Below are 24223 nucleotides of genomic sequence, written 5' to 3' on the forward strand. Positions count from 1 at the left end.
TTAAGTGGTAATACATGTATTTACATTACACTTTCATTATATTGAAATAAACTCTCAATAACCTTACTTTTAATCATGATTAATTATTTAACAATAAAAACACGATATCTTTACTTTTATAAACCTTATTTTATTCATTAAAATGAAATAATAATTCATGGAATTTTTATTTCACAACACAACATTAATAAACTTACAAATAACAAATGAAAAGGTATTAACTTTAAATTTCTTCATTTACTAGAACTTCCTCTCATTATTTACCTTCTCTTAATAAAAAATAAAATTTTATTAATTAACACGGAAAAATTGATGTTAACTTAAATAGATAAAAAAATAACATAATAGATTATAACCATAAAAATCAATGTTATGAATAACATCTAATTGAATCATTTGTTTAATTAATACTACCAGCAATATAAGTCATTTTAGTTATGTCGATATTTTATATCAAAAGAGCTAAAAATTTATCTTTATTTCATTGATTTTTAATTTTTTTTCATATTGAGAGTGGCTGATGTTTATTATTTTCAAATTAAAGATAATATAAAAACATTATTTATTATCTTATTATATTTAAGCCATATTATTTATATTTGAATTAATACCTTTATATTGAGGTAAAATGAGAAAAAAAGTTATTTTATTAACACTATTAAGTGGATTTTCAACCAGTGGATTAACAGCAAATGACGCCGGTTATTTAGGCTCGATGGGAGAATCGCGGCGCGCATTACAAGATAGCCAACGTGAAATAAATCAACTTATTGAACAAAATCGCTATCAACAACTTCAACAAAATGCATTAGAGGTTTCACCTACCCCCACACTTATTACTGAATCAGAACATTGTTTACCTATTAATGGTGTTTATATTCAAGGAATTACTTTACTTAATGAAAAAGATCTTGATTCATTAACACCACTACCAGAGCAATGTATAAAAAGTGCTGACGTTAATCAATTAGTCAAAGAGTTAACTCAACGCTATCTTCAACATGGTTATATCACAGCTAGGATCCAATTTTTACGCCCTAATGAAGAACAACAGCTTGGGTTATATGTTATTGAAGGCTTTATTGAAAAAATACGGGGTGGTGACCGAGGTGTTAACACAGCTTTACTTTTTCCTCATGTTGAAGGAGAACCGCTAAAGCTGTCAAAGCTTGATCAGGGACTTGATCAAGCGAACCGTTTACAATCTAATAAAGTCAAACTGGATATATTGCCGGGTACGCAATTAGGTGGCTCTATTATTCAGCTTACCAATCAGCGCCAAGCGCCTTGGCACTTGAATATTTCAAGTGATAACTATGGGCAAAAAAACTCAGGACGCTGGTTAGCTCGAACAAATGCAAGCTTAGACAGTCCCTTGGGGCTATCCGATTTTATCAGCTTAAATGCTAGCATCACCACAGATAATCCAAATACACGTTTTAATCGTGCTTACACTCTACTCTATTCTTTACCTTATGGTGCATTGACATTAAGTACTTTTGGTAGCTATTCGGAGTACGAATTTCATCAAACATTACAAACACGTACCGTACATTTATCCGGCAATACCACACAGGTGGGTTTAAGGGGGGATTACGCTTTTTATCGTAGTCAAAAACAGATAGATACCTTAAACATGCAGGTAACACATAAACGGATACGTAACTATTTCAGCCAAATCCGCTTAGATCTAAGTAGCCCAGCACTCACTACCATAGAGCTAGGCATCAACCATTTACACATTATTCCCAACGGTGTTGTGAATGTTAATTTAAGCGCAGAAAAAGCCATTGGTTGGTTTGGTGCAGACGGTTCACCTCATGTTGCTAATGGTGGTGGTAATGACTATCGCTTTACAAAAGTTAAACTTTTTGCCAATTGGCAACATCGCTTTTCACTATCGAATTCTACATTTTTATTCAATAGCGCTTTCATTGGTCAATATAGTCCTGACACCCTACCAGGGGTTGAATGGCTCAGTTTGACCGATAAAAATGCGATCCGCGGTTTTGATCAAAGCACACTTTCTGGTGATAACGGAGGGTATTTACGTAATACCCTTTCTTATCCTTATCGAATAAATACTTTTTCAATCACCCCTCGAATTGGCCTAGATGCAGGTCGTGTTCAACAACATGGCAACTATGAAGGATGGCGTAGTGGCTATGGGCTAAGTTCTGGCTTAAATCTTCAATATCAAAAAGCACAATTCGATATCGAAGTGGCTAAGGGGCATTTGCTTTACAACCAAACGAATTCCAATAAAACCAAAGACCCTACTCAAGTGTTAGTTAGATTTTCATATTTATTTTGATCCACATTCATAGCAATAAACGGAGAAAACTCTATGAACTCAAAAAATTTTAAGCTCTCTCCTTCGGGTAGGCTTGCTGCATCTTTAGCGATTATTTTCGTATCACTAAATGCATATGCTGGCGGTATTGTTCCTGATTCGGGCAATCAAGGACCAAATGTTTCATCAGTCAATGGTGGCACTCAAGTCATTAATATCGTTACACCAAATAGTGAAGGTATTTCTCACAACCAATATCAAGATTTTAATGTAGGCAAACCTGGGGCAGTATTTAACAATGCTTTAGAAGCTGGGCAATCACAACTTGCAGGGCAATTAAATGCCAACAGTAATTTAAATGGGCAAGCTGCTTCTTTAATTTTAAATGAGGTTGTTAGCCGTAACCCATCATTCTTATTAGGTCAGCAAGAAGTCTTTGGTATTGCTGCGGAATATGTTTTGTCTAACCCAAATGGGATCACTTGTGATGGTTGTGGTTTTATCAATACAAGCCGTTCTTCTTTAGTCGTGGGTAATCCACTGTTTGAAAACGGTGAGTTAAAAGGATATAGCACACTTAACAATACCAATTTACTTTCTATTGGTAAAAACGGTTTATATGCTCCAGGCCTTTTAGATTTAATTGCACCACGTATTGATAGTAAAGGTAAAATAACTGCTGCTGAAATTTCAGCATTAACAGGACAAAATACCTTCTCTCAACGTTTTGATATTCTTTCATCACAAAAACCAACTTCTGCATTAGATAGCTATTTCTTCGGAAGCATGCAATCTGGTCGTATTCGTATTATTAATACCGCAGAAGGAAGTGGTGTTAAGTTAACAGGTAAATTCGTTTCTGATAATGAATTAAGCGTAAAAGCTGATAATATTCAAACGGATAGTCAGGTTCGTTACGATAGTTTTGACAAAGATGGCAGTGAAAACTACCAAAATTACCGCGGTGGTATCGCGGTTAATAACAGTGGTTCAAGCCAAACTCTAACAAAAACAGAGTTAAAAGGTAAAAACATCACATTAATTGCTGATAATAAAAACCAAATCAAAGCCTCTGATTTAATGGGTGATGATATTTTATTACAAGGCGCTCATTTAACTGTTGATGGCAAGCAACTACAACAAAAAGAGACTGATACGGACAATCGCTGGTTCTATTCTTGGCAGTATGATGTCACTAAAGAAAAAGAGCTGGTGCAACAAGTTGGTAGCCATATTGATGCCAAAAACAGTGCCACACTAACAGCAACTCAAGGTGATGTAACACTTGAAGGTGCAAAAATTAATGCGGGTAATACTCTGGCAATTAATGCCAATAAAGATATCAATATCAATGGCTTAATTGAAAAAGAAAATCGCAGTGAAAATGGCTATAAACGTAACCATACTTCTCGTCTAGAGACAGGTAGTTGGAGCAATAGCCATCAAACAGAAACATTAAAAGCCAGTGAACTGACCGCAGGTAAAACTCTGGGTTTAAATGCTGAAGGTTCAGTTACCGCTCAAGGTGCAAAATTACATTCTAATGAGAATGTTGTTGTTAACGCTAAAGAGAACATCAATCTTAATGTTCAAAATACCAACAATGATAAAACAGTAACCGACAATCATGTTGTTTGGGGGGGGATCGGTGGCGGTAATAATAAGAATAATAACAACAAACAAGAAGTCAGCCATTCAACACAATTAACTGCGGATGGCCAACTGTTACTTGCAGCAGATAACAGTGTCAAAATCACTGGTAGCCAAGTTAAAGGCAATCAAGGGGCTTTTGTTAAAACAACCCAAGGTGATGTCGTTATTGATAATGCGATTAGTGAAACCATCACTAAAACAGATGAACGTACAGGTACTGCATTTAACATTACTAAAAACTCCCACAAGAATGAAACTAACCAACAATTTTCAACTGGTAGCGAATTAGTTTCTGATGCAGAATTAACTGTGGTCAGTGGTAAAGATGTCAATGTCATCGGTAGCTTAATTAAAAGTGCTGATGAGTTAGGCATTGAATCTTTAGGTGATATCAACGTTAGATCTGCACAGCAAACCACGAAAATCAATGATGAAAAAACATCATTAGAGATCACCGGTCATGCTAAAGAAGTTGAAGACAAGCAATATAGCGCAGGTTTTCATATCACTCATACATCCAACAAAAACAACAGCACTGAAACTGAACAAGTCGGCTCTACTCTCAGTGGTGGCAGTGTTAAAGTTCAAGCGGATAAAGATGTCACTTTTGCTGGCTCTGATTTAAAAACAACAGCAGGTAATGCCACTGTTTCTGGTGACAATGTTGCCTTTGTTTCAACAGAAAACAAAAAAGAGACTGACAGTACAGATAGAACTATTTCAGGTGGCTTTAGCTATACCGGTGGTGTTGATAAAATCGGTAGTAAAGCTGATTTCCAATATGACAAACAGCATACAACAACCGAGATCACCAAAAATAAAGGTAGCGAAACTCAAGTTGCGGGTGATTTGACTATCACTGCAAATAATGATGTAACACACCAAGGTGCATCACACAAAGTTGATGGTGCTTATAAAGAATCGGGTGAAAATATTAATCACCTTGCCGCCAATGATAGTGCAACATCTAAAACAGATACTTTAAATGTGGGTATCGATGTGGGTGTTAATCTTGATTATAGTGGTGTTACTAAACCAATTAAGAAAGCCGTTGAAGATGGTGTTGATGCGACTAATCCAAACAGCAACAAAGGCATTGATAAAAAAATCACCTTTAAAGATGCCATTAGTAACCTTACTAACTTAAGTAGCTTAGAAACACCTAACGTGGGCGTTGAAGTTGGTGTGAAAGGTGGTGGAAGCCAGAAATCACAAAACGATACCCAAGCTATTTCAACATCTATTACTGCCGGTAAAATTAATACTGACAGCAATAACACCTTACATGACCAAGGAACTCATTATCAATCAACCCAAGGTGATGTTGCACTAACTGCTAACACTCATACTAGTGAAGCAGCGCAAAATAAACACCAAGAGTCCTTCCATGAAACAACGGGAGGTGGTCAAGTTGGTGTCAGTACCAAAACAGGCACTGACATTACCGTAGCAATTAAAGGTGAAGGTAAAACCACTGACACTAATTTAACGACAACAAAAGCCGAAAGTAGCCAATTTAACTCAGCAGGTAATATCAATATTAATGTACGCGAAGATGCACATTATGAAGGTGCTAAGTTTGATGCTGAAAATGGTAAAGCTGTCATTAACGCTGAGGGCGACTTAACGCTTGCGCAAGCAACAGATACCCATACTGAAAGCCAACACACTGTGAATGGTAGTGCAAACTTAAAAGTAGGTACAACACCAGACAGTAAAGATTATGGCGGTGGTTTTAAAGCCGGTGGTGAAAATCATCAAAAAGATCAAACAATGGCACAAGCGGGATCTGTCAATGGCTCACAAGGTATCGAGCTAAATTCAGACCACAATCTGACGTTACAAGGTACACATGTTACCAGTGAAAACGATGTTGCTTTAACCGCAACTAATAAAGTTGATTTCCAAGCAACTGAATCTCAACGTACTGAAACAGGTAAAAATTTATCAGGTGGATTACAAGCAGGATTTGGCCAAAAAACGGGAGAGAAATCATCTTCTATCAATGGCTTAGGTGGCGCTGAATTTGCTATTGGTAAGCAAGATGAAAAAACAGTCTCGCGTGAAGGTGGCACAATCGCTAACCAAGGTAATTTAACCATTAATGGTAGTTCAGTTAATCTTCAAGGTACTAAAGTTAATAGCAAAGATACGCAATTAACGTCTCAATCTGGAGATACTACGCTGACATCAGCACAATCAACTGATTACAAAAACAATTGGGGTACTGATATTTCTTTAAATGGCAAACAAACCAATACCACGCCAAAAGAAGTGACTGAAGAGAACCCAGCAACCTCTATTCATAATATTGGTGGTAAAGTTTTAGTAAACGTTGAAGATCAACAAAAATCTACTCACCAAAATGCCTCAGTAGAAACAGGCACATTAACTGTAAATAGTGATAAAAACCTTGCTCTTTCTGGTGCAAATGTCTCTGCAGATAATGTAACGGGCAATATTGGTGGTGACTTTACAGTGACCAGCCAAAAAGATAGCGATCGTCATGTTAATGTTGATGTAAATGTCGGTTACAACCACAACAATGATCCTAAATCTAGCCAAGTTGATAAAACAGCAAAAGCGGGTGGATCATTGTTAGAAAATACGATCAAAGAGACTATTGATTCAGGAATTAAATCTACAACAGATGTTATTTCTGATAAATACAATTCTCTTTCTTCCACTATTGCAGATAAAACCGGCATCAGTGGTGAGACAAAAGCAAAAATTGATAAAGGTGTTGGCACAATAGGTAACGGTATCAAAAATATCGTTACTGGTGCGGAGGGTCATACCGCTAATGCCGATATCAAAGTCTCTCATATTGATAATGATGCTGTAGCCCAAGCCTCAACCTTAACAAGCAAAAATGACATTTCATTAAATGTAAGTGGCACAACTAAACTTACAGGTGCAGAAGTGAAAAGCGAGCAAGGACAGGTTGATTTAGGCGGTAGTAACGTTCAATTAAATAATATTGAAGGCCATCATTATGAAGCGGGTACAGATCTTGATCTAAAATCATCAGCCGTTGATTTAGTGAAACAACTTGCAGGGGGTGATTTATCATTAAAATCACCCGTTAAAGCTAATGAGACTGTAAACACAAAATCATCTATTTCTGAAAAGTAATAGATACCTGATAAAAAAGTAATGCCTATTCTTTTGTAAGCCAACCTCGCTTATTATAATAAGCGAGGTTTTTATCTCTCCGCATTTTAGTCCTCTCTTCCCTCATAAATTTACATTTTCTAATATTCCAAAAGCCTTTAAAAAAATAATCCTTTGAATTAAAAGTAAAAAATCACCTAAAGCTGTAAAAAACAAATTAACATACAACCCTTGACCTTCCCCTAATGGTAAAGCCTAAGCTTTATTTCATACCATATTTAGGAGGGGAATTTTAATGAATACGAAAACAACGTTATCCTCTGCCAATCGGCTGAGCTTACCTGTGGAAGGCATGACATGTGCTTCATGTGTTGGCCGTGTTGAACGAGCATTAAAAGCGGTACCTGAAATACAAGATGCCGTTGTGAATTTAGCCACTGAACGTGCTGATATTACATTTGCTCACACGCCAAATCCTATCATTGCCGTTACTGCCATTGAACATTCTGGTTATAAAGTATCAGAGGAAATTACCGAATTAGCTATTGAAGAAATGACTTGCGCTTCTTGTGTTGGCCGTGTTGAAAAAGCATTAGCAGAAGTTCCTGGTGTATTAGAAGCCACCGTTAATCTTGCCACAGAGCGTGCTCGTGTACGTCATTTATCAGGTGTCGTATCTATCGCTGATTTAGAAGTCGCTGTTGTACATGCTGGATATAAACCACGTCGTTTATCAGATAATCGAGCTAATATTCGCGACATCAGTGAGGAGCGTCGCCAAAAAGAAGAGCGCTCATTACGTCGTGCATTACTTATTGCCACAATATTCACTCTACCCGTTTTTGTCATTGAAATGGGATCGCATTTTATTCCTGGTGTACATGGTTGGGTGACACAAACACTTGGGCAACAATTAAATTGGTATATTCAATTTATCCTTGCCACCATTGTTATGTTTGGCCCCGGATTACGTTTTTTCCAAAAAGGAATACCTGCATTATTGCGTGGCGCTCCAGATATGAATTCATTGGTATCTGTCGGTACAGTTGCCGCTTACGGATATTCAGTGGTATCAACCTTCATTCCTCAAGTTTTACCCGCTGGTACAGCAAATATCTATTTTGAAGCTGCCGTAGTCATTGTGACCTTAATCTTATTAGGTCGTACACTTGAGGCTAAAGCAAAGGGAAATACTTCCCAAGCAATTAAACGCTTAGTAGGCCTACAAGCAAAAACAGCGCGTGTATCTCGTAACAATGAAACCTTAGAGATTCCACTCGATCAGGTTGTAATGGGAGATATCGTTTTTGTTCGCCCCGGAGAAAAAATACCCGTTGATGGTGAAATTGTTGAGGGTAATTCTTACGTTGATGAAAGCATGATAACCGGTGAGCCCATTCCTGTATCGAAAGAAATGGGCTCTGACGTTGTTGGTGGCACGATTAATAAAACAGGTGCTTTTAGTTTTAAAGTAACCAAAGTTGGCTCAAATACTGTTTTGGCACAAATCATCCGCTTAGTGGAAGAAGCACAAGGTTCTAAACTTCCTATTCAAGCACTTGTTGATAAAGTCACTATGTGGTTTGTGCCTGCAGTGATGTTAGTTGCCACAATTACATTCTTTATTTGGTTAGCTTTTGGCCCAGAGCCTGCATTAACTTTCGCACTAATTAATGGCGTTGCTGTATTAATCATTGCCTGTCCATGTGCGATGGGTTTAGCAACCCCCACCTCCATTATGGTTGGTACAGGTCGTGCGGCAGAACTAGGTATTCTTTTCCGTAAAGGTGAAGCCTTACAAGCCTTACGTGATGTCAATGTTGTCGCACTTGATAAAACAGGCACATTAACTAAAGGCAAACCTGAGTTGACAGATCTAATTCCAGCAGAAGGTTTTGAATATAACGAAGTCTTAAGCCTGGTCGCAGCAATTGAAACATACTCCGAACATCCGATAGCAGAAGCGATTGTAAATGCAGCTAAAGAAGCTGAGTTAATACTCGAAATAGTTGAAAACTTCGAAGCAGTACCCGGCTTTGGTGTCAGTGCAAAAGTGGGAGGAAGAACTGTATCTGTAGGGGCTGATCGCTTTATGAAACAACTTGGGTTAGATGTCAGTCACTTTATTTCATCAGCCCAAAAATTAGGTGAACAAGGTAAAAGCCCACTGTATACAGCGATTGACGGGCGCCTTGCTGCAATTATTGCCGTTGCCGATCCAATCAAAGAGACAACGCCAGAAGCAATTAAAGCCTTACATAACCTAGGCCTTAGAGTAGCAATGATCACGGGCGATAATAAAGCAACAGCAAAAGCGATTGCAAAACAGTTAGGTATTGATGAGATAGCTGCTGAAGTGCTCCCTGATGGAAAAGTAGAAGCATTAAAACAATTTAGTCTTAAAGGTGCCAAAGTCGCTTTTGTTGGTGATGGTATCAATGATGCTCCTGCTCTAGCACAAGCTGATGTTGGATTGGCGATTGGCACAGGAACCGATGTTGCCATTGAAGCTGCAGATGTGGTGCTAATGTCTGGTGATTTACGCGGCGTGGTTGATGCCATCGCCTTAAGCCAAGCAACTATTCGTAATATCAAACAGAATTTATTCTGGGCATTTGCCTATAATGCATTATTAATCCCAGTAGCAGCAGGCATGCTTTACCCTATTAATGGCATGCTACTTTCACCGATTATTGCGGCTGGTGCTATGGCTCTTTCCAGTGTATTTGTATTAGGTAACGCGCTAAGACTGAAAAGCTTTCAAGCACCAATAAGAAATCATTAATAGATAGATTACCTTTATGGCCGGACTCAATATGAGTCTGGCTCAATAATATAAAGCGACTATCCTATACTTATAAAAGCACGCTTCATTATCTAATAAGGAAAATATGATGAATATTGGTCAAGCAGCGAAAAAGTCCGGTATTTCCAGCAAAATGATCCGTTATTATGAGCAAATTGGTTTAATTCCTAAAGCTATTCGTACTGATGCGGGTTATCGAGATTACAGTGAAGCTGATGTGGCTTGCTTTCGTTTTATTCGCCATTCACGGGCACTTGGTTTTTCAACCGAACAAATATCAACGTTATTAGTTTTATGGAACAACAGAGAGCGAGCTAGTGCAGATGTGAAGTCCATAGCCATTTCGCATATTGAAGAGCTTAATCGTAAAATAGCCGAACTTCAGCAGATGACACAAACACTAGAACATTTAGCAAAAGATTGCCAAGGTGACAATAATCCAGATTGCCCGATTATTGCAGGATTAGCAGCGCCCAAAGTGGCTCCTGAAAAGAGCATAACCAAAAGCCCTCTCTCTCGCCTTCGTTCTTCGATCTAATTTATTTTTATTCATTATAAAAAAACCCCGCTTATTACTAAGTGGGGTTTTCTTATTAAAAGTTCGACTAAATAGCTATTATCATCAATTCGTTAATTAACCTAATTGACCATGACAATGCTTAAATTTCTTACCTGATCCACAAGGGCATGGCTCATTACGACCCACTTTTTTACCTGCAGCCACTTGACCATCAACCGCTGACATTTGAGATTCTTTTGTCACTTCATGACTTAACTGCTGTTGTTTTGCTAAACGTTCGGCTTCTTCACGACGGCGACGTTCTAACTCTTCAACTTCTTCTGGTAGACGAACTTGGACTTTGCTTAATGTGCTAATCACTTCATATTTTAGTGATTCCAGCATACTAGCAAACATCGCGAACGATTCACGTTTGTACTCTTGTTTTGGATCTTTTTGTGCATAACCACGTAAGTGGATACCCTGACGCAAATAATCCATTGCTGCTAAATGCTCTTTCCACAGTGAATCTAGCGTTTGTAGCATTACGCCTTTTTCAAAGTTACGCATCATTTCAGCACTAACGATTTCTTCTTTCGCTTTATAGACTTCAATAGATTTTTCTAAAATACGTTCACGTAATGTTTCTTCGTGTAACTCAGGCTCTTTATCTAACCATTCTTTGATTGGTAAATTTAAATCAAAGTCTTTTTGTAGACATGCCGTTAAACCTTCGATATCCCACATCTCTTCCAGTGATTGAGGTGGAATATAGTTGTCAATCATTGTAGTGAAGACATCTTGACGGATACTGTCGATAGTTTCGCTTACGTCTGCCACATCCAGTAATTCGTTACGTTGAGTATAGATTGCACGACGTTGGTCATTAGCTACATCATCATATTCAAGCAATTGTTTACGAATATCAAAGTTGCGGTTTTCTACTTTACGTTGCGCATTTGCAATTGCTTTAGTTACCCAAGGGTGCTCAATCGCTTCGGTTTCATTCATACCTAATTTACGCATCATGCCAGATACTTTATCTGAAGCAAAAATACGCATTAAGGAGTCTTCCATAGATAAATAGAAACGAGAAGAACCTTCATCACCTTGACGACCCGCACGACCACGTAACTGGTTATCAATACGACGAGATTCGTGACGTTCAGTACCAATGATATGTAAACCACCTGATGCTAATACTGCGTCATGGCGCTCTTTCCATTTTGCTTTGATTTCTTCAATTTGCTCTTCAGTTGGCTCTTCAAGTTTAGCTACTTCTGTTTGCCAGCTACCCCCTAACACGATATCAGTACCACGACCCGCCATGTTAGTTGCAATAGTTACCGCTGAAGGTAAACCTGCGTTAGCAATAATATCCGCTTCCATTGCGTGGAATTTCGCATTCAGCACGTTATGGTGAACATTCGCCTTCGTTAACGCATTAGAGATTTCTTCTGACTTTTCAATTGAGATAGTACCAACAAGTACAGGTTGTCCATTCTTGGTACGCTCACGAATATCTTCGATAATGGCAGCAAATTTACCTTGTTCATTCATATAAACTAAGTCAGGTAGATCTTTACGTACCATTGGGCGGTTAGTTGGGATAACAATCGTTTCTAAGCGATAGATAGAATTAAACTCAAACGCTTCAGTATCCGCAGTACCCGTCATCCCTGCTAATTTTTCGTATAAACGGAAATAGTTCTGGAATGTGATTGACGCTAATGTTTGGTTCTCATTTTGGATCTTCACACCTTCTTTTGCTTCAACAGCTTGGTGTAAACCATCAGACCAACGACGACCTTGCATTGTACGACCAGTATGTTCGTCAACAATGATAACTTCGCCATCTTTAACAATGTAGTCAACATCTTTGGTAAACAGTGCGTGAGCACGCAATGCTGCTGTCACATGATGCATTAACATAATATTAGCTGGTGAGTATAAAGACTCGCCTTCTTTCATCATGCCCGCATCTGCTAATAATCCTTCAATTTTAACCAAACCACGTTCTGTGATATTCACTTGACGCGTTTTTTCATCAACAGAGTAATCACCTTCGCCTTGGAAAGTATCTGAATCTTCTTTTTCTTGAGAAACCAAATGAGGGATCACTTTGTTCATTTGGATATAAAGCTCAGAACTGTCTTCTGCTGGACCAGAAATAATCAGAGGTGTACGCGCTTCATCGATTAAGATTGAGTCAACCTCATCCACTAATGCATAGTGTAATTTACGTTGAACACGCTCTTGTGGGCTAAATGCCATATTATCGCGCAGATAATCGAAACCGAATTCGTTGTTAGTACCATAGGTGATATCAGCGTTATAGGCTTCACGTTTTACTGGTGGTGCCATATTCGGTAGGTTGATGCCAACGCTTAATCCTAAGAATTCAAATAAAGGACGGTTATTTTCGGCGTCACGTTGTGCCAAGTAGTCATTGACGGTAACAACGTGAACCCCTTTACCTGATAACGCATTTAAATACGCTGGTAATGTCGCAGTTAATGTTTTACCTTCACCTGTACGCATCTCAGCAATACAACGTTCATTTAGCACCATACCACCGATTAATTGCACATCGAAATGGCGCATACCAAAAACACGTTTACTTGCTTCACGAACAGTTGCAAACGCTTCAGGTAAAATATCTTCTTCTTTTTCGCCCTTCTTTAAGCGCTCACGAAACTCGTCTGTTTTTGCTTTTAATTCATCATCAGTCAGTTTTTCAAATTCTGGCTCAAGTTTATTAATTTCAACGACTACTTTGCGCATACGACGAATTGAACGATCATTACGACTACCAAAAATTTTGGTTACAATTTTACCTAACATAAATCTTTATTCTCATTTATGGCGTGAAAACGCCGAAAAAAGCCTCTGTTTTATGTATTAACAGAGATAATCATAATCTTATTAGATTAAGTGACTCAATTAAGCAGTTAGATAAGGTCCAGCGCGGATCCCACGGATTTGTGCAAGCCATAATCCGGTATGATAAGAAGTAGTGTTCTGTGCTAAAGCATAGCCAGAAAGTGGTAAATGGGTTAATGCTGTTGATGATGTGTCCGTTAGTAACGCATACAGAGTATCAAGCATGACCTCTGCAACATTGGAAACAGGAGACGGCTCATCTTTGGCTTTGACCATCAATTCAGGAGAATTAATGGTGAATGCAAAAGAAAGCTGTTTAATAACATTTTTTACTGCATGTTGTTGCCAGTAATTAAAGGTGAAGGATGAGGCAGGATTCTGTACACTTTGACGTAAGAATAGGTTATCAAACGCAATGAGTGCCTGACTTTGACGATTTTGAGAGGACGGTGTATCTGTTTGCTGTGGATTTTCGGCATGAGCAGACAACAGCGAAGGTATTCCAATACCTGCTGCTACCATCCCTAAAAGCAGATGCGACCAAAAATATCGCCTGCCAAACTGTCGCCAAAAACTTATAATACTCATTAACCTTTGTTGCTCATTAATTTTTATTTTGTGGAGTCAAAATCTATGCGGGATAGTTACCCACAATCATTGGAAAAAATCTTCATTGAACTTGAAGGTTCCAATAAGAACACATTACAACTCATACAACAGCGTGCAACAATTTTACTAAAATTAAATCGCGCCGTCATGGCTCTTTTACCTGTTCCATTACAAGATAAATGCCGTGTCGCAAATTATCGCAGTGCTATTTTAATTATTGAAGTAGCAAACGCAAGTTGGTTAACACGATTACGTTATGAAACTCCATCATTACTTTCTGCATTAAGACAAGAAATTTTACCATCCTTATCCTCAATAGACATCAAAATTAATCCGACTTTAGGGATAAAACCGGAAAAAAGATCTTTAATATCATCATTAAAAGAACAAGAACCTATAAAGAGGCGTCATTTGAGCTTAGAAAGTGCTCAATCATTAAAGTATTTAGCGCAGAAAAGTCCGAAGAAGTTAAGAGAGAAATTAGAACGGTTGGCTGCACTTGCCGGAGAGAGTACAAGTGCAACCAAAGATGAACGCTAATTAGAGGTAATTAACGTGCCTTCCATCGCTGGAATTAAGCAAAAACCATTGAGGGAGCTTTAAATGCTACAGGCATTTGTGCTTCGTCTTCAAATGTGACGAATTCCCACGCAGATTCTTTTGCTAATACAGCTTGGAGTAATTTATTGTTTAATGCGTGACCTGATTTAAACGCGGTGAATTCACCGATAATGTTATAGCCACACATAAATAAATCACCGATTGCATCCAACATTTTGTGACGAACAAATTCATCTTCAAAACGTAAACCATCGTCGTTGAGAACACGATAGTCATCAACCACAATTGCACAATCGAAGCTTCCGCCTAAACACAATCCTTTAGATTGCAGATATTCAATATCACGCATAAATCCAAAAGTACGAGCGCGACTAATTTGGCTCATGAAGGATTCAGCAGAGAAATCTAATTTATAACGCTGTGTACTTGCATCAATGGCTGGGTGATTAAAATCGATAGTAAAATCTAATTTAAACCCATTGTATGGACGCATTTCTGCCCATTTATCGCCATCTTCCACACGTACTGTTTCTTTGATACGAATGAATTTCTTCGCTGTACGAAGTTCTTCAATACCCGCATCAAGTAACAAGAAAACAAAAGGTGCAGCACTTCCATCCATAATTGGAATTTCAGGTGCATTCACTTCAATTACGATATTATCAATGCCTAAACCAGCCAGTGCTGCGTTTAAATGCTCAACGGTTGATATACGCACATCGTCTTCGTTAACTAAGCAAGTACATAGCATAGTGTCACGAACTGATTTTGCGTCTGCTGGAAAATCCACCGGTGGATTTAAATCAGTACGACGGTAGATGACCCCAGTATTTGCTGGCGCCGGACGCATTGTAAGCGTAACTTTTTTACCCGTGTGAAGTCCCACACCAGTTGCTTGTACAATTCGTTTTAATGTCCGTTGTTTGATCATCATTTTATCTCGCAATGTTATCCGTCCTACCAATCATTATACTTATAATTGGCAGGACAGTTTAGCACAAAAAGCGGAGATGCCAATCTTTTTGGCGATTAATCAGCCTGTTTTCTCAGGAACGCAGGGATATCTAAATAATCGGGCTCTTTATTCGCCTGAGTAGATTGTTCGTTAACTGCTTTTGCTGCTGGCTTGCTTTCTTCTACAGCTGTAAAAGAAGACATGCTATTTTGCATTTGCTGATAACGATTCTCCATTGCGCTTTGCTGATTTTGCTTATTCGTTACCAGCGTAATTTCTGGACGTTTGTCCATGCCGATACCTGTTGCAACGACAGTTACACGCAGTTCATCATTCATTTCTGGGTCAAGGGATGTACCGATAACCACAGTCGCATTGTCTGATGCAAATGCACGAATGGTGTTACCCACTGTTTCAAATTCATCAAGACGTAAATCAAAGCCTGCAGTAATGTTGACTAACACACCACGCGCACCGGACAGGTCGATATCTTCCAATAATGGACTTGAAATCGCCATTTCAGCAGCTTCTTCAGCGCGATCTTCACCTTTAGCAGCACCAGAGCCCATCATGGCATAACCCATTTCAGACATCACAGTTCTTACGTCAGCAAAGTCAACGTTCATTAAACCTGGGCGGGTGATTAGCTCAGCGATACCTTGAACTGCGCCTTTTAAGACATCATTAGCCGCGCCAAACGCATCTAATAATGAAATTCCACGACCCAATACTTTTAATAATTTGTCATTAGGTATAGTGATTAATGAGTCAACATGTTTTGATAACTCAGTAATGCCTTGTTCCGCAAATGCCATACGTTTTTTGCCTTCAAAATTAAAAGGCTTAGTCACTACAGCAACGGTCAAAATACCTAATTCTTTAGCAACTTCAGCAACAACGGGTGCGGCACCTGTACCAGTACCACCACCCATACCTGCTGCAATAAAGACCATATCGGCACCTTCAAGCGCAGCACGCAACGCTTCACGATCTTCTTCTGCGGCATTACGACCCACTTCAGGGTTTGCACCTGCACCTAAGCCTTTCGTAATGGCATTACCAATTTGGATAGTTTGTCCGACCGCTGTTTTACGTAGCGCTTGAGCATCCGTATTGACTGCAAAGAAATCTACGCCTTCAATACGTTCACGAACCATGTGCTCAACCGCATTACCGCCGCCGCCGCCAACGCCGATGACTTTGATCACCGCATCGTTGGTTAATTCCATAGGTTCAAACATAATTTCTCTCCGTTTTGTGCCTTCTCAGGGTCGCTTGCTCAAACGACCTCTTTTTAAATTTGTCTGATTATTAAAACTCTCTTTTCAGCCAGCCGGTGAGTTTCTTAAACAAACCACTGACAGCAGAGCGTTTTTCGGTTTCTGTTTCCTCACCAAAGTGGGATTCTTTACCGTAATGCAAGAGCCCAACCGCTGTTGAGTAATAGGGATCCTGCGCATAATCTGTTAGCCCGGTAATATTTAACGGTTTACCGATCCGTACTTGCGTGTGAAAAACACGTTGAGCACATTCAACAAGTCCATCAATCTGTGCAGCACCACCTGTTAGCACAATACCTGCGGCTAAATGATGCTTAATCCCTTGCTGACGTAATTGTTCTTGAACTTTTAAAATCTCTTCATTAACAAGATTGAGCAATTCGGTATAACGAGGCTCAATCACCTCAGCAAGGGTTTGTCGTTGCAGACTTCTTGGTGGCCTGCCTCCGACACTAGGAACTTCGACATTTTCATCTTTACCAACTAAAGAGCCTAATGCACAACCATGGCGAACTTTGATAGCTTCAGCGTCATTTGGGGGTGTACCAAACGCATAAGCGATATCACTTGTTACCACATTGCCAGCATAAGGAATAACGCGAGTGTGTCTTAATGCTCCACCAGTATAAATGGCGATATCCATCGTACCGCCACCAATATCAACAACACACACACCAAGTTCACGTTCATCTTCTGTCAATACAGCGAAACTTGAAGCCAGTCCCGCAAAAATCAGTTGATCCACTTTTAATCCACAGCGTTCAACTGCTTTTACAATATTCTTTGCCATATCGTTATGGCAGGTAATTAAATGAACTTTAGCTTGCATACGTACACCCGATAATCCAACAGGGTTTTTGATCCCTTCTTGATAATCAATGGCATACTCTTGCGGTATAACGTGTAAAACACGATGTTCATCTTTTACTTTGACGGATTTCGCAGTATGAACCACGCTATCAACATCATCTTGAGTCACTTCTTCTTCTGAAATTGGCACCATACCAATCTCATTTTGGCAACTGATATGCTTGCCTGATAACGCCAAATACACTGAAGATATTTGACAGTCAGCCATCAATTCAGCCTGATCTACCGCCCGTTGCACACATTTCACGACGGATTCAAGATCGTTAACGCCACCTTTATCCATGCCTCGAGATGGACAACTTCCCACCCCAATAATATTCACAACACCATCAGGCAGGATCTCACCGACAAGGGTGGCTACTTTGGCCGTACCAATCTCAAGACCAACTACTAATTTTCTGTCCGTCGCTTTGATCATTATTGTTCTGCCTTCGCCTTCATCGTGTCATCTGCCACGTCTTGTTTATTCATTCTCAAGTAATAAAGGAGCCCATCCGACTGCACCACCACTGTCATAACGCAGATCAACATAATCAACTCGTTTATCTGTTTGTTGTTGCAGTATCGGATACAACTCAATAAAGCGAGCAATCCGTTTTTCGTTATCCTTACGACCTAACTCCAATCGGACATCATTGTCTAAAACTAATTGCCATCCTTGACGTGCAGACATTGACGCTGCTTTTAAATTCAGGTTATTTGCAAGAAGTTGATCTCTCATTGCCACATAACCTGATAACACCATTTTTTCACTTCCCTGAGGGCCATATAACAAAGGGTAATTCCCTTTGGTTTCCAATTGCGTTGGCAGACTGAAAACACGCCCTTCTTTATCAAGAAAGTAAGTATCATTCCAGCGGGTAAAGGGAACATACTCTACCAGATGGATTTTAAGCTCATCAGGCCACTGTTTACGCACAGTGACTTGCCTAATCCATGGCATACGTTCTATTTGTTGCTGAATGATATTCACATCCTGTGTCATAAACGTGCCTGGCTGCCCTAAAGATAAAATCGCCTGACGCACATCATCATTCGTTGTGTAATGCCTCTCACCAGTTAATACAAGTTTTGAGATAGGAAGACGATTTGCATCTTTCATCCAGTTAACTACTTGTATTCCACCCCAAACGATAGTGGCAATCACACATAAGAAAAAGATTAATCCTGATAAATAAGTACCATTACTCGGTCTGTCAGAATGCTGTTTCTCTTTATGTTCTTTTATATTTAGCGCTGCTTGTGACATATTAACCCACTAACTCCTGAGCAACGTTTAAACAAGAGAATCGCCCACCCTTTTGTCCGATGTTCCTTCGATTAATACTTTTCCTACATATATATACTTTATGAACACCTTTAGGTTTGATAATTAAATCACTAAATTGTTCAATCTGTTGAGAATTATTTACTTTAAAAGAAGAAATTGCGAATTTTTCTGCGTTTTTCTTGCTTTTTAACTGAAATTTTTTCTCAAAACGATTTTGAGCAAGCGAATTCTCGATCATTTTTTTCGCCAATACAGTGTTATTTTTCTCATAACACCTCATCATTACAGTGAATTTATTACCCATTTCACCATAAATGATGTTCACTTGCTCAAACATCCGTCTTAATCCTCGCTTAAAGATGGCTGTAATTTTGTATCTGCTAAGCGACGCGCTATTTTACCAATATTTCCAGCACCTTGAACTAAAACAAGATCATTATCTGTTAATACACCTGCTAATATTGATGAAATATTATCTACATCAGATACCCAGATAGGATCTAGCTTGCCACGCTGGCGAATTGTTCGACAAAGTGAGCGACTATCTGCGCCTGCAATCGGAGTTTCTCCAGCAGAATAAATGTCTGTTAATAATAAAATATCTACTTGGTTGAGAACAGTAGCAAAGTCCTCATACAAATCACGCGTACGTGTATAGCGATGCGGTTGGAAAATCATTACCAGACGTTTATCTGGCCAACCTGCTCTTGCTGCTTTAATCGTTGCATCAACTTCTGTTGGGTGATGACCATAATCATCGACTAACATCACCTCACCTTCTTGACCGTTAACATGTTCAAGACCGTAATTACCTAAGAAATCGAAACGGCGTCCCGTACCTTGGAAGTTAAGTAATGCAGCTAAAATATGTTCGTCAGCAATACCTTCTTCGGTAGCAACCGCCACGGCTGCGGTTGCATTTAACGCGTTATGACGGCCGGGTGCATTTAATACAACTTGTAAATCAGGCATATCTTCACGAGAAATAGTGAAGAAGCCTTGGGCACCTTTTTGTTCATAATGTGTAATACGAACGTCCGCATCTTCACTAAATCCGTAAGTCGTAATATAACGACCGACTTTAGGGATGATAGAACGAATAACATCATCATCAATACACATCACTGCACGACCATAGAACGGTAAATTGTGCAAAAAGGTAATAAACGTCTCTTTTAAATTGTCAAAATTACCGTGATATGTATCCATATGGTCTGCTTCGATATTCGTAACCACAGCCACCATAGGTTGTAAATGTAAAAACGATGCATCACTTTCGTCAGCTTCGGCGATTAAATAACGGCTACATCCTAAACGTGCATGCGTACCTGCTGATTTAACTAATCCGCCATTTACAAACGTAGGATCTAATCCTGCTTGAGCATAAATATTTGAAATCATTGCTGTCGTGGTGGTTTTACCATGAGTTCCTGCAATCGCCACGCCATGACGATAACGCATTAATTCAGCTAACATTTCAGCACGACGAATAACTGGAATACGTGCCTCTCTTGCGGCAATAATTTCAGGATTTTCAGTACTGATTGCAGTCGAGACCACAACAACACTCGCGCCACGAATATTTTCAGGACGGTGATTAAAATAAACAGTTGCGCCCAAAGCAACGAGCTGTTGTGTAACGGCATTTGGCGCTAAATCAGAACCACTGATTTCATAACCTTCATTCGCCAACACTTCGGCAATCCCACCCATACCGGCACCACCGATGCCAATAAAGTGAATATGCTTAACTTTTCTCATTTCAGGCACAAACGATCTTAATTTTGCCAGTTGTTGTGTATTCACTATTTACTTCTTCACTCTAAGTTAATGGTTACAAGTTACGTTTATTTTTTTGCCACTTCGATTATTACATTCGCTACACGCTCTGTGGCATCCGTAATCGCAACGCTTTTTGCTTTTTCTGCCATCGCTAACAATGTTTCTCTATCCCACTGCTTCAGGGTTTGTGCAATGACTTCTGGAGTTAAATCATTTTGCTCGATAATTCGCGCCGCTCCCGCTTTTTCTAATGGCAGGGCATTCCAATATTGCTGTCTATCTTTGTGCTGGAAGGGAACAAAAATAGCGGGTAATCCCGCTGCGGCAATTTCACTGACGGTTAATGCGCCTGAACGACATACGACAACATCAGCCCATTGGTAAGCTTGCGCTATATCATCAATAAATTCAGTAACTTTGTATTCAGATTTAACTGAATTTTTCGCTAATTCGTTCTGATAGCGTGTTTTTGTATCACTTTCGCCACCTTTTCCTGCTTGATGCCAGATTGTAACATGTTCACCAAGCAAACCTGCGACCACCGGCAAGGTATGATTTAAAATTCGAGCGCCTTGGCTACCGCCAATAATCAACACACGAATGGGGCCGGTTCTCTCTTTTAACCGTATCGATGGTGCTTCAAGCGCTAACACATCTTCACGCACAGGATTCCCAACAACAGGCGCTTTAGGAAATGCGCCCGGAAAAGCCTGTAATACGCGTTTAGCAATTTTGGAAAGCCAACGATTAGTTAATCCAGCAATCCCATTTTGTTCATGTAAAATAACAGGAATGCCACACATCCAAGCAGCCACACCACCTGGGCCAGAGACATAACCACCCATACCAAGTACAGCATCAGGTTGATAACGTTTCATAATGGCACGCGCCTGAAAAATAGCTTTAATAATACGAATTGGCGCTGCTATTAATGCTTTAATTCCTTTACCGCGTAAGCCAGAAATGCGAATAAATTCAATTTCAATACCGTGTTTAGGTACTAAATCAGCTTCCATTCTATCCGCCGTTCCTAACCATCGGATTTCCCAACCTTGGGATTGTAGATAATGAGCAACAGCTAGCCCGGGGAATACGTGTCCACCCGTACCACCAGCCATTACCATTAAACGGCGTCTACGCTCGCTCATTTCGGGCTCCTTACAAACGCCTGAGCTTGTGCTAGACGTGTTTCATAATCTATTCGTAATAACATCACGATGGCTGTTGACATAATAATCAAACTCGAACCACCGTAACTAATAAGAGGAAGAGTTAATCCCTTCGTTGGCAACATGCCGGCGGCTGCGCCTACATTGACCAATGATTGGAATGTAAACCAAATCCCGATTGAACACGCTAAAAAGCCTGAAAAGCGTTGATCGAGTATCAATGCACGTCGCCCTATTTGCATCGCGCGAAAAGCGATGAAGAATACCATTAAAAGCACTAAAACCACACCGATATAACCAAGTTCTTCTGCCAAAATGGAGAAAATGAAGTCGGTATGTGCTTCTGGTAAATATTCCAGTTTTTGTACTGAGTTTCCTAAACCTTGCCCAAACAAATCTCCTCGGCCAAATGCCATCAAAGATTGCGTTAATTGATAACCGCTACCAAATGGATCTTCCCAAGGCTCTAAGAAAGAAGTGATCCGGCGAACACGATAAGGTTCAACAATGATAAGCATAACCACAGCGGCAATACCTGAACCGATAATTGCTAAGAATTGCCAAATTTTAGCACCCGCCAAAAATAGAAGCGCCAGTGTAGTAACAAACAACACGACCACGGTACCTAAGTCAGGCTGCAGTAACAGTAAAACAGCCAGTACTAACATAACGCCCATCGGCTTACAGAAACCCCAAAAGTTGTTTCTGACCTCTTCAACTTTTCGAACTAAGTAACTAGATAAGTAACAAAATAAAGCCAGTTTTGATAATTCAGCAGGTTGAAAGTTTAATGGCCCCACCGCGATCCAACGTGAAGCACCATTAACCGAACTTCCGACGCCCAATACCACTAATAAAAGCAGTATCGAGCCAAACAGCATTAAGCTGCTATAACGTTGCCAAATTGCCATAGGAATACGCATAGTGACTAACGCAATACAAAACGCCACAATAAGGTAAATTCCATCACGCTTTGCAAATAAGAAAGGATCTTCTGCAAGGCGCTGGCCAACAGGCATTGAGGCTGATGTCACCATGACAAAACCGATAACCGCTAATCCGAAAGTAAACCAGAGCAAAGTGCGATCATACGGTACAAACGCCGTATTCTCAGTTTGATAACTGCCCACTAACCACTGTTTTAGTCTTCGCATTGCGAATATGCTCATCAGCCAAGCTCCCTTGCCAAGCGCGCAAATTCATCACCGCGTTGCTCAAAACATTTAAACTGATCTAAACTGGCACAAGCAGGTGAAAGCAACACCATATCCCCTGGTTTGACAGTAGGAGCTAATGCACGCATTGCCTCTTCCATTGTCACAGTTAATAAAGAGACATCTGGTCGTAAACTTGCTAGAGCTTGCCCGTCTTGCCCAAAACAATAGAGACGAATATTGTCGCCACTGATATAAGGCAATAAAGCAGTAAAATCAGCTGATTTTCCATCGCCACCTAATAAAAGGTGCAATGTACCTTCGACGTCTAAGCCACGAAGGGCGGCTTCTGTGCTACCGACATTAGTTGCTTTAGAATCATTTATCCAACGTACATTTTGATGCGAATAAACTAATTGAAAACGGTGAGCCAAGCCGTGATAGTTTTTCAGTACTTCCAATCCCGCTTTACGCGCGATCCCTACAGCATCAGCAAGTGCCAATGCAGCAAGTCCATTGGTATAATTATGCTGTCCTGAAAGATACATTTCGGACGTTGAAAGAACTTTTTCACCATTTACTTTTAAGACGCGATCCCTGTTATCAAGCTGGTAATCGCCCAGTCCTACTCCAAAGCTGACACAACGGCCATCTTTACCCGCTAAAGGTAATGTGAGTATGTCATCTTGGTTATAAACACAGATATTGGCATTATCATAGATACGTAATTTCGCTTCACGGTATTGTTCCAATCCTAATGGATAGCGATTCATATGATCTTCGCTAATATTTAAGACTGTTGCCGCGGCTGCTTTTAAGCTATACGTGGTTTCTAGTTGGAAACTTGATAGCTCTAGTACATAAAGATCATGAGGCTCAGTTAGCAAAGTTAGAGCAGGAACACCAATATTTCCCCCAACACCAACGCGAATACCATCCGCTTTTGCCATTTCACCCACCAGCATTGTGACAGTGCTTTTACCGTTAGAGCCAGTAATAGCCACAATAGGTGCTTTAGCTTCGCGGCAAAACAGTTCAATATCACCCACAATTTCGACACCATGACTTGCTGCTTCAACAAGCTCAGGTGTCGAGAGGGCAATACCAGGACTTGAAACAATTAAATCAGCATCATTAAGCCATGCTTGGTGAAAACTGCCTATATGATATTCAACGTTAACAGGGAGCTTATCTAAGCCTCCTGGTTTTTGGCGCGTGTCAATTACTTTAGGTATAACACCTTGACGGATAAAAAAGTCAACGCAGGAAAGACCTGTTATTCCAAGCCCAACTATAACGACTTTTTTTCCCTGATAATTTGCCAT

The 24223-nt window shown here is 39.7% G+C and carries 16 protein-coding genes; 5 read left to right on the plus strand and 11 right to left on the minus strand.

Annotated elements, in window-relative coordinates:
• Positions 1-628: 628 nt before the first annotated feature.
• From JEP40_RS16260 to cueR, 4 genes are all read left to right on the plus strand, one after another.
• A complete protein-coding gene (locus tag JEP40_RS16260; protein ID WP_198624401.1) occupies positions 629-2314 on the plus strand; it encodes a ShlB/FhaC/HecB family hemolysin secretion/activation protein in 1686 nt (561 codons plus the stop codon).
• A gap of 33 nt (positions 2315-2347) precedes the next feature.
• Complete coding sequence (gene hpmA, locus JEP40_RS16265; protein ID WP_198624402.1) at positions 2348-7081, plus strand: calcium-independent hemolysin HpmA; 4734 nt, start codon at positions 2348-2350, stop codon at positions 7079-7081.
• Between the two features lie 274 nt (positions 7082-7355).
• The gene (locus JEP40_RS16270) at positions 7356-9845 is read left to right on the plus strand and encodes a heavy metal translocating P-type ATPase (RefSeq protein WP_198624403.1); all 2490 of its coding nucleotides are present in this window, start codon (positions 7356-7358) and stop codon (positions 9843-9845) included.
• A 109-nt stretch (positions 9846-9954) separates the two neighbouring features.
• Positions 9955-10404, plus strand: coding sequence for a Cu(I)-responsive transcriptional regulator (cueR, locus tag JEP40_RS16275; RefSeq protein ID WP_198624404.1), 450 nt, complete (start codon positions 9955-9957; stop codon positions 10402-10404).
• A 96-nt stretch (positions 10405-10500) separates the two neighbouring features.
• Here cueR and secA read toward each other — a convergent pair whose 3' ends face one another.
• The gene (gene secA, locus JEP40_RS16280; protein WP_198624405.1) at positions 10501-13209 is read right to left on the minus strand and encodes a preprotein translocase subunit SecA; all 2709 of its coding nucleotides are present in this window, start codon (positions 13207-13209) and stop codon (positions 10501-10503) included.
• A 99-nt stretch (positions 13210-13308) separates the two neighbouring features.
• Positions 13309-13836: a secA translation cis-regulator SecM gene (secM, locus tag JEP40_RS16285; RefSeq protein WP_115350669.1), complete on the minus strand. Its 528-nt coding sequence runs from the start codon at positions 13834-13836 to the stop codon at positions 13309-13311.
• A 45-nt stretch (positions 13837-13881) separates the two neighbouring features.
• Here secM and JEP40_RS16290 point away from each other — a divergent pair, with 45 nt between their 5' ends.
• Complete coding sequence (locus tag JEP40_RS16290; protein WP_198624406.1) at positions 13882-14397, plus strand: DUF721 domain-containing protein; 516 nt, start codon at positions 13882-13884, stop codon at positions 14395-14397.
• 34 nt (positions 14398-14431) lie between these two features.
• On the opposite strand, the gene lpxC is transcribed toward JEP40_RS16290, so the two are convergent.
• The 9 genes from lpxC to murD all read right to left on the minus strand — a co-directional run bounded on the left by lpxC (position 14432) and on the right by murD (position 24223).
• Complete coding sequence (gene lpxC / locus JEP40_RS16295) at positions 14432-15349, minus strand: UDP-3-O-acyl-N-acetylglucosamine deacetylase (RefSeq protein WP_036913397.1); 918 nt, start codon at positions 15347-15349, stop codon at positions 14432-14434.
• A 98-nt stretch (positions 15350-15447) separates the two neighbouring features.
• Positions 15448-16614, minus strand: coding sequence for a cell division protein FtsZ (ftsZ, locus tag JEP40_RS16300; protein WP_072069264.1), 1167 nt, complete (start codon positions 16612-16614; stop codon positions 15448-15450).
• 70 nt (positions 16615-16684) lie between these two features.
• Positions 16685-17941: a cell division protein FtsA gene (ftsA, locus tag JEP40_RS16305; protein ID WP_006533748.1), complete on the minus strand. Its 1257-nt coding sequence runs from the start codon at positions 17939-17941 to the stop codon at positions 16685-16687.
• Positions 17942-17986: 45 nt separating this feature from the next.
• Positions 17987-18772 (minus strand): cell division protein FtsQ, encoded by a 786-nt coding sequence (gene ftsQ, locus JEP40_RS16310; protein WP_198624407.1) that lies wholly within the window; start codon positions 18770-18772, stop codon positions 17987-17989.
• Between the two features lies 1 nt (position 18773).
• On the minus strand, positions 18774-19130 hold the full coding sequence (locus JEP40_RS16315) for a hypothetical protein (RefSeq protein ID WP_198624408.1): 357 nt from the start codon (positions 19128-19130) through the stop codon (positions 18774-18776).
• A 5-nt stretch (positions 19131-19135) separates the two neighbouring features.
• Positions 19136-20599, minus strand: coding sequence for a UDP-N-acetylmuramate--L-alanine ligase (murC, locus tag JEP40_RS16320; RefSeq protein WP_198624409.1), 1464 nt, complete (start codon positions 20597-20599; stop codon positions 19136-19138).
• A 41-nt stretch (positions 20600-20640) separates the two neighbouring features.
• Entirely contained in the window at positions 20641-21723 is a 1083-nt protein-coding gene (gene murG / locus JEP40_RS16325) for an undecaprenyldiphospho-muramoylpentapeptide beta-N-acetylglucosaminyltransferase (RefSeq protein ID WP_198624410.1), read from the minus strand.
• Complete coding sequence (gene ftsW / locus JEP40_RS16330) at positions 21720-22913, minus strand: cell division protein FtsW (RefSeq protein WP_198624411.1); 1194 nt, start codon at positions 22911-22913, stop codon at positions 21720-21722. Before ftsW ends, murG begins: the two co-directional genes overlap by 4 nt.
• The gene (gene murD / locus JEP40_RS16335; RefSeq protein ID WP_198624412.1) at positions 22913-24223 is read right to left on the minus strand and encodes a UDP-N-acetylmuramoyl-L-alanine--D-glutamate ligase; all 1311 of its coding nucleotides are present in this window, start codon (positions 24221-24223) and stop codon (positions 22913-22915) included. Before murD ends, ftsW begins: the two co-directional genes overlap by 1 nt.

It is taken from the genome of Proteus vulgaris, assembly GCF_016239305.1.
Lineage (GTDB): Bacteria > Pseudomonadota > Gammaproteobacteria > Enterobacterales > Enterobacteriaceae > Proteus > Proteus vulgaris_C.